Annotated in this window: 5 protein-coding genes; 4 read left to right on the top strand and 1 reads right to left on the bottom strand. The window is 59.2% G+C overall.

The features are described 5' to 3' along the window. The first annotated feature begins 67 nt into the window (after nt 1-67). From U1H99_RS29465 to U1H99_RS29455, 3 genes are all read left to right on the top strand, one after another. Nucleotides 68-1,228 carry an IS30 family transposase gene (locus U1H99_RS29465; protein ID WP_323141227.1) on the top strand — a complete coding sequence of 387 codons (1,161 nt, stop codon included), beginning with the start codon at nt 68-70 and terminating at the stop codon, nt 1,226-1,228. A gap of 415 nt (nt 1,229-1,643) precedes the next feature. Further along, the gene (locus U1H99_RS29460) at nt 1,644-2,036 is read left to right on the top strand and encodes a hypothetical protein (protein WP_323145054.1); all 393 of its coding nucleotides are present in this window, start codon (nt 1,644-1,646) and stop codon (nt 2,034-2,036) included. A 154-nt stretch (nt 2,037-2,190) separates the two neighbouring features. Continuing rightward, the gene (locus U1H99_RS29455) at nt 2,191-2,802 is read left to right on the top strand and encodes a GNAT family N-acetyltransferase (RefSeq protein ID WP_323145053.1); all 612 of its coding nucleotides are present in this window, start codon (nt 2,191-2,193) and stop codon (nt 2,800-2,802) included. A gap of 197 nt (nt 2,803-2,999) precedes the next feature. Here U1H99_RS29455 and U1H99_RS29450 read toward each other — a convergent pair whose 3' ends face one another. Continuing rightward, nucleotides 3,000-5,105, bottom strand: coding sequence for a TonB-dependent siderophore receptor (locus U1H99_RS29450; RefSeq protein ID WP_323145052.1), 2,106 nt, complete (start codon nt 5,103-5,105; stop codon nt 3,000-3,002). A gap of 235 nt (nt 5,106-5,340) precedes the next feature. Between U1H99_RS29450 and U1H99_RS29445 the strand changes: the two genes are divergently transcribed. Further along, on the top strand, nt 5,341-6,678 hold the full coding sequence (locus U1H99_RS29445; RefSeq protein ID WP_323145051.1) for a sigma-54 dependent transcriptional regulator: 1,338 nt from the start codon (nt 5,341-5,343) through the stop codon (nt 6,676-6,678).

Genomic DNA, 6,678 nt, shown 5'->3' with positions numbered 1-6,678 from the left:
ATCGGCCTTGGATTCAACTGGTCAATGCAACACACTAAACTCTGCATGAGCAGAAGGAGTGTTGCGGATGAAGCAGAGACCTAGGATCTACTATACAGAAACGCAGAAGGCGCTCATGTGGGAGCGTTGGAAGAAGGGCGAATCGCTTCATCAAATTGCCGCGCTGTTCGATCGAAATCACTCATCGATACAGCGAATTCTTGCCGAGTCTGTAGGCATTCGCCCTGCGCAAAGGCAGCGGTCAAGGTTAGCCTTGTCACTGGCAGAGCGGGAAGAGATATCGCGCTCGTTAGCTGCTGGTCATCCGGTCCGGCAAATCGCCCAACTTCTTGGACGAGCACCTTCTACAATTAGCCGCGAGATCTGCCGAAATGGCGGCCAGGTGAGCTATCGAGCAAACTGTGCCGACGATGCTGCCTGGAGGCGTGCCCAACGTCCCAAGACATGTAAGCTGGTGGGCAATCCTATGCTGGCAGAAATAGTGGCCACCAAACTTCAATTACAGTGGGCGCCAGAGCAAATTGCCGGTTGGCTCAAGCATACGTTTCCAGGGGATGAGGACTTTCAGGTGTCGCATGAGACGATTTATCGTAGCCTCTTCATTCAGGCACGTGGTGCGCTGAAAAAAGAGCTGTTAGCGCATCTTCGGCGGCCCCGGATCATGCGCCGATCGCGTCATCACACACAAAAAACCGACAACCACGGCAGGATCAAAGATACGGTATCGATCAGCGAACGGCCTGCCATAGTCGAAGATCGAGCGGTACCTGGCCATTGGGAGGGCGACTTGTTGTTCGGGGACCGTAACAGCCAGATCGCCACTTTGGTTGAGCGTCAGACCCGTTATGTCATGTTGGTAAAAGTCGCCAGCAAAGACACCGAAACAGTTATCGATGCATTGATCGATAACGCACGCGAATTACCCCAGGAACTCTATCAATCGCTCACTTGGGACAGGGGTAAAGAGCTGGCTGACCATAAGCGCTTTACGCTTGCTACCGACATTGATGTCTACTTCTGTGATCCGCACAGCCCGTGGCAACGCGGCAGTAACGAAAACACCAATGGGCTATTGCGCCAGTACTTCCCCAAAGGCGTCGATGTCTCGTCATACTCGCAGGCTCAACTCAATGAAGTTGCCCGCAAACTGAATGAGCGACCAAGGAAGACTTTAGAATATCAAACACCCGCTGAACGATTCAGCCAACTTGTTGCGTCGACCGGTTGAATCCAAGGTTGGAAAATCTACTGAACAGGCGAACAAAATACTGAGAGCTGCCGGACAAAAATTCGACCTTTTTCCCAACACGGGGCCGACAAGTAAACCGAATGAACTCGTTGGCGGGCTAGTTCTTGAAACCGACGGTTTTGCTTACAGCGCAGTCTTTAATATCATATTGCAGACATCAAAACTCAAAGGCGGAGCAATCGATTCAGTAATTTACTGCAATGCTTTAACCCGCTCCCTTTGAGTCTGCGCTAGTAAATCTCCAATGACCATCCGAATGGCTGCAATGGGTCGGTTCCGGACTGTCGTGACCGTTGGTGACTTTTCCTCGACGACAACCTGATATGCTGGGGCCAACGGCCGAGATCGGCCAAAAGCAGACGTGTTGCCAACGCGGCACTTTAAGGAGGGTTTTATGCTGAGGATCTTTCCAGCGTTGGCTGCATTGTTTGGCATTTTGATTTTCATACCGGGGTGCTTAGTCTGCGCCCTGGTGATGGCGACACCTCAAGGCGAGCCATTCATTGCTCCTGGACTGATTTTCATTGGCGCGTTTTTATGCCTATTACTAGTCACCGGAGGATTTATCTACGTTGGAATTTGGCCTGATCTAATAGGGAGGTCGACGCTTCACCGAATCTTCGCTGGAGGTTTGTTAACAGTTCCAATACTTCTTGGTGCCATTTTTTCGTTCGCACAGCAGTCGGGGGTTGTCGGATCGACCCTGTTTTTTGCCGGGGTATTTGCCTTCATATTTATGATCTGGCCCGGCTACGCACTAGGGAAACGGGAAGGGAATTCACTTTGATGCCTGCTGCCATGGGCAGCGCGTGTATGCAGTCGGTGGGGAACTCCGAAAAAGCGGTGCTGTCGGTTGACTCTGATAGCCATGCAGCAGGTCCGCTTTGGGTCGGATGCAGCCTGTCGCCGCGGCCACTGGATTGTAAGTCTGGTGAACTGCTATGCTGGGCACAACGGCCGGGTTCGGCCAGGAGCGGTCGGTCATTGATCGCCGGATTTTCCCCAAAATTTGCGCATTGAAACATCGAATTAACATGCAAGATACTGCTAAATTGAACCGCAACCCATGCCCCGATATGGCGGGGTATACCTTGCGTCTGTATCAACGATCAGATGCAGAAAACCTGGCGCGCCTTTACGAGCGGTCCGTTTCGTACTATGGGCCGACAGCCTATTCAACCGCCCAAGTGAAAGCATGGGCTGGAACGGTCTCAGCAGAAAAAATCCGTGAGCGCAGTGGCGACGGCCGCCATGTGATAGTAGCAAACGACTTAGCAGGCAACGTTCTAGGATGGGTTGATCTGGAGGCCGACGGTCACATCGACTTTTTGTACATCGCGCCTGAAGCACATGGGCGCCGTTTGGGCTCTAGGCTATATTGCGCCGTTGAACAGCACGCTAGGTCTAGGTCAATGCCACTGCTGCATGTGGAGGCCAGTGAACTGGCACGGCATCTGTTTGCGAAGCAGGGATTTACGCTGATAAGGCGGAACGAACTGAGCGTATGTGGCGTGGCAATTCATAATTTCAGCATGGAAAAATTATTGGCATAACTGGCCCAGTCGAGCCGATTTAGCGGAGCCATCGAAGGTCTGCTCTGGGTCGATAGCAGACGCTGCAATACGTCTGAAACTGGCCACAAGCAGACGCTCAAGCACCATCATGGGCTGAGCCCATACACAACGTTCGCCCCGCCCTTGCGCCCATCAGCACTTGGACGCCGGGCGATGCGAAACCGTCGTCCCACGCATTACAGATCCACCTTGACGGTCAGCTTGGCGACGCGCGGCAAGCCGGCAGCCAGGCGCGTGCCGGCGCCGGCCCAGTAGCGCTTGTCGGCCGCGTTGTCAACGTTGATCTGCCAAGTCGCACGCTTGCCCATCAGGTCGTGCATATAGCGTGCGCCGACGCTGAACAAGGTATTGCCACCCAAGAAGGCTTGGTCCAGGTCGTTGACAGGACGACGGCCGGTGAAGTACGCACCGGCATTGAGGGACAAGCCATGGATCGCATTGACATCGTACGACAGGAAGGTGCTCGCAGTCTGGCGGGCAGCATTTTCCGGCAGCTTGCCGTCGTATAGTGGGCCAACATGCTGGAATTCGGGATCGATGACTTGCGCCGAACCCTGCCACGACAATCGACGCGTCAGCTTCCCCTGCGCCGAGAATTCGATGCCGCGGTAGTGCTGTTTGCCGTCGGCCGTGAAGACGTTGGCGGCGTTCGTGTAGTACCCGGGCCTGTCGATGTCGAACAAGGCGGCTTGCAGCAGGAATCCGGCCCCTCCCCGCCAGCGCGCGCCAAGTTCCTTCTGCCTACTGACGCCCGGCGGCATGCGAACGTTCTGGTTGGCGCTGCCGGTAGGCGCGGTCTCGCCCTCTTCGAGGCCCTCGGCCGCTGAAGCATAGAAGGACAGGTCGGCGGCTGGACGGTACACCAGCGCCAGCATGGGCGTCGTCTCCCTCACGCTGTACCGGTTTGCACCCTGCTCGCTCTGGTACTTGACGGCACGCGCGCCGGCAATGGCTTGCCACGCCCCCCAGGTCACGCGGTCGATCGCGTAAACACCTTTGTCGTAGCTTGCCAGTGCCGCGGTAGTGGGTGCTTTTGGAAACGCCCCGAAGGTGACGTTTTCCACGGCAACCGGGTTGTAAAGGTTCTGCGACGCGATCGTGTAGTTCGCCTGATAGATCGGATCCTGTGTCTTGTTCGTCCTTGTCGCGCCGATGGTCAGGTCGTGCGTGATCGCGCCGGTCACGAGATTGCCTGCCAATTCCGCGCGCGCCATGTCGGCGTCGACCACGTGGTGCTGCATGTTGCCGGTGATGCGGCCGCTACCAGTGGCGACGGCCGCCGCATTATTGAAGCGGAAAATCGCCAGCCGCCGGTCGCGCGCCATGTCCGAATGACCGGCTTCGACCGTCAGCGCCCAACCGTCGCTCACCGCCCAGTCGGCGCGCAACTGTGCGTTTCTGGTCTGCGCGCTGAAGATCGCCCAATCCGGTCCGACCAGCTTGCGCGCATCGAGGGCGTGCGGCAGCGTGATCACGCCGTTGACCGCCGTCTGCAGGGCGACGGCCGCTTGTTCGGTGACGCGGCGGCTGTCGTATTCGAGGTCGGCCCGCAGCTTCAGGCGAGTGCCGACACGCCAGTCCAGGGCAGCCGACAGGAAGCGCCGGTTACCGTTGCCCACATCGTCGAGAAACGAGCCGAGCGTGCCACCGGCAGCGTTGATCCGCACGCCGAACTGATTGTCGCTGCCGAAGCGGCGCGCGATGTCGGCGCTTGCGACCGCCGTGCCGAACTGGTCGACGGTCATGCCCAGCGTGGTCACAGGCGCGCTGCCCGCGCGCTTGGTCACGAAGTTCACTACCCCGGCCGGCGAGGTAAAGCCGTAATAGAGCGCGGTCGCGCCCTTGAGGACTTCGACGCGCTCCTTGTCTTCCATCGGCACCTGCGAAAAATTCATGATGGGCAGCGTGCCGTTGAGCCGGTAATTGGTGCGATTTTCAACGGCGATGCCCCGGATGACCAGTTGGTCCCAGGTGTCGCCGCCATTTTGCTGGCGCGTGACCCCCGCCGTATTGCGTACCGCATCGTACAGGCCGGCCGCACCTTGCAATTCCAGGACCTCGCGCGTGACCACATTCACGGTGGACGGCACGTCCATCACGTCGGCGCCGCGGAAACTGCCCGCCTCGACTGTCTTGAGAACGAAGCCTTGCGCTTTCGTGGCCGTGACGCGCACGGTCTGCGTCAGCTGATCGTCCGATTCCTGGGCTTGGGCGATAACGGAAAAGGCCTGCGACAAGGCAACGGCGACCAGAGGCAGCCGCGCGTGAACGATATTTCTCATTAGGACGTTGCTTGATTGTAATTTAACAAAACCAGCATCCTAACGTTAATGAGAATCATTTGCAACAACTGTATTGACTATCATCTGCTCGCGAAAGCGAACTCCACCGTTCGCCGACACATGAAGTCCGCCGTCGTCGCCAACATGCACCATCCCGAATCCGATCCGGCATCTCGTCCGTATAAGAACAACCGGCACCCACTCCAGGCTGTCTTGTCCTCACGGAGATGTTTATATGAAACAAGTCTTGTGCATTGATGTCGGCAATGCGCGTCCCGCGAATTTTCAATCGGAAACCATGCACGCGTGGGACGTCCACTTCGTGGCGAACCTGGTCGACGCCCGGCGCCTGTTGAGCGCGCGTGTCTATGGTGTCGGATTGGTGCTGCACGATGGCCATGCGGATACGAAGGTGCTTGCCGACTTCCTGCGCCACCACGGCCATGTGCAGTGGGTGGGCATATTCGCGCCCGATGCGCTCGACAGCCCGAGCTGCCGCAAGCTGATCGTCGAGCACCTGTGCGATTACCACACCCTGCCGCTCGATCCGGTGCGGCTCGGGTACACGCTGGGGCATGCGCACGGCTGGGCCATGCTGAGGCGCCACCCAGGCGTCGGCCTCGCGCAGCGCCCGCCCGACGATAAGGCGCTGGCCGGCGATTCCGAGGCGATGATGCGCTTGCGCGATCAAATCAAACGCGTGGCCGCGGTCACGGCACCCGTACTGATCTGGGGCGAAAGCGGCAGCGGCAAGGAATTGACGGCGCAGGCGATCCACGCGCAGTCGGCGCATGCCGCGGGGCCTTTCATACCGATCAACTGCGGCGCCATCGCGCCCAGCCTGATCCACTCGGAACTGTTCGGCTACGAGCGCGGCGCCTTCAGCGGCGCCACGCGCGGCAAGGCCGGCCTGATCGAGGCCGCCCACGGCGGCACCCTGTTCCTGGACGAGATCGGCGACCTGCCGCAGGAATTGCAGACCAACCTGCTGCGCTTCCTGCAGGAGAAAACGATCTCCCGCCTCGGGAGTACCCGCTCGATCGCGGTCGACGTGCGGGTCGTGGCGGCATCCCACGTCAACCTGCAGGACGCCGTCGCCGCGGGTAACTTCCGCGAAGACCTGTTCTACCGCCTGGCGGTGTTGCCGCTCAAGGTACCGGCGCTGCGCGAACGCCGCGACGACTTGATGGTGCTGGCCGAACATTTCTTTCGGCGCTATGCGAACGAAAAATCACCGCGCCTGCAGGGCTTTTCGCAGCGTGCCGTCCATGCCATCCTCGAGCATGCCTGGCCGGGCAATGTCCGCGAACTGATCAACCGGGTGCGGCGTGCGCTGGTGATGGCCGACGGCCGCCTGATCACCCCCGACGACCTGGGCCTGGCCGGCGGCGGCGCCGGCGCCACCACAGTGGGCACGGCGCCGCTGGAAGATGCCCGCGGCCACAGCGAGCGCGCGGCGCTGCTCGAATCGCTCGAGCGCAGCGGCCGCAACGTCAGCCTCGCCGCGCGCGAGCTGGGCGTCTCGCGCACGACGATGTACAGGCTGATGGACAAGCACAGCCTGCGCGAGTGA

The sequence above is a fragment of the Massilia phyllosphaerae genome (assembly GCF_034659755.1).
GTDB lineage: Bacteria > Pseudomonadota > Gammaproteobacteria > Burkholderiales > Burkholderiaceae_D > Telluria > Telluria phyllosphaerae.
This window is presented reverse-complemented; position numbering and strand designations above follow the sequence as displayed.